Here is a 1442-nt window from a genome sequence, read left to right as displayed (position 1 = left end):
GCAGAGTTCACGCCGATGACGGGCACGCCTAGCTCCTTGAGCCGGTCCACGATGCCCGATCCGATGCCGATCTTGTCCACGAAGATGGCATCGGGCTGCATGTCGCGGTAGTAGCCGGCAAGGATGCCGGCCACCTCCATCGGTCCCTTCTTTTCGTGGTACTCGATGCGAAACACGGTACGGCCATGGCGGAAGGCGATCGCCGTCCTGTCAGGCCCGTATTCGGCTGGATCGCAGCCGATCACGAAGGCGCCGGTGCGCTCGCGGTAGGTGCTGTTGACGGCCGCCATGACGCTCGTCGGACTGATCAGCGGGTCGGTGGTGGCCGAGCGGAACGCGAGCGCGGCGGTGGCCGGGTACTCCTGATCGAAAAGCCACTCGAAGCCCTGGCCATACGTGATGACCTTGTTCTGGCGCCACGCCATCTGCTCCATGTCCAGCCCGTAGGCGTCCATGTACTTTTGATCTTCGGCCGTGACGATGAAATTTTCCGGCACGGTCGCGCGGTACTCGTCCTGCCAGAACCAAGGCACGAAGATGGCGATGTACTCGCCGATCCCCGCCTCGGCGTCCTGCCACATGCTGTGGAAACCGCCACCGGTGCCGTTGGCGGTCGATTCGATGATGATCTCGGTCTCGTCCAGGTCGGCAATCGTGTTACCCAGCCCGGCCATGTGCATCTGCGCGTTTTTCCAGAACGCGAATTCAGAAAGGTGCGCCACCTGGGCGGTGTTGCCCCGGCCGACGTCGGCCGTGCCTGCGGTCGCCAGCTTGTAACCACCGTCGAGCTTGTCAAAGACCAGCTCTTTCGAGTTCGTCGCACTGGTCGATGGGGCGAACGGGTTGTGCCCGTGATAGCGCTTGACCATCTTGAACAGATTATCGGTCGCTTTCTGCTCGTGCGCCACGATGAACGCCGAGCGGCCGAAGTTAATGGACGAAATGCAGTAGAAGCGCGCACCGATGTAGGTCGAAGCACCCTGCTGCCGCCCTTTCAGGATGATCGCCCTGACCTTGCCGATCTCTTTGCGCTGTTCCTCGATGCGCGCATGGACGTAGCGCTGGGCCCGGTTGAACTTGAGCAGGACCTTTTTGCCGGCCTTGTCCAGCACGTACATGCACGTCTCGCAATGCAGCTCGATATCGTCGCGCAGCGCGGCAATCGTCGCGTCGACGTCGGCGTCGTTAGGCGCCGCCATTTTTGGCCATCACACGCTTGATGACGTCTTCCACGCCCGAGCCCACCTCGTCTTCCTTCTTGTCGTCCAGCCCGAACGCCTGGCGCTCCATGGCGATGAGATTGCGCAGAGCGTCGGCCAGCGTCTTCATGGTGCCCGCACGGGAATTTAGCGACATGACCTTCTCGAACAGCTCAAGGCGCTTGTTGACGCCCTTATCGTCCGGCTGGCACAGGATCGCGGCCAGGTCGCGGAACAGGTCCG

2 pseudogenes are annotated in these 1442 nt (G+C 62.1%); both read right to left on the bottom strand.

From position 1 onward, the window contains the following. Positions 1-1199 (bottom strand): annotated as a pseudogene (locus F2P46_RS35785) (hypothetical protein); the annotation flags it as partial. Next, positions 1186-1442, bottom strand: a pseudogene (locus tag F2P46_RS35780) (hypothetical protein); the annotation flags it as partial. The pseudogenes F2P46_RS35785 and F2P46_RS35780, both read right to left, overlap by 14 nt.

Source organism: Massilia sp. CCM 8734 (genome assembly GCF_011682155.1).
Taxonomy (GTDB): Bacteria; Pseudomonadota; Gammaproteobacteria; order Burkholderiales; family Burkholderiaceae_D; genus Telluria_A; species Telluria_A rubra.
Note: the sequence above shows the minus strand (reverse complement) of the source record. Positions and strands in the feature narration are given on the sequence as shown.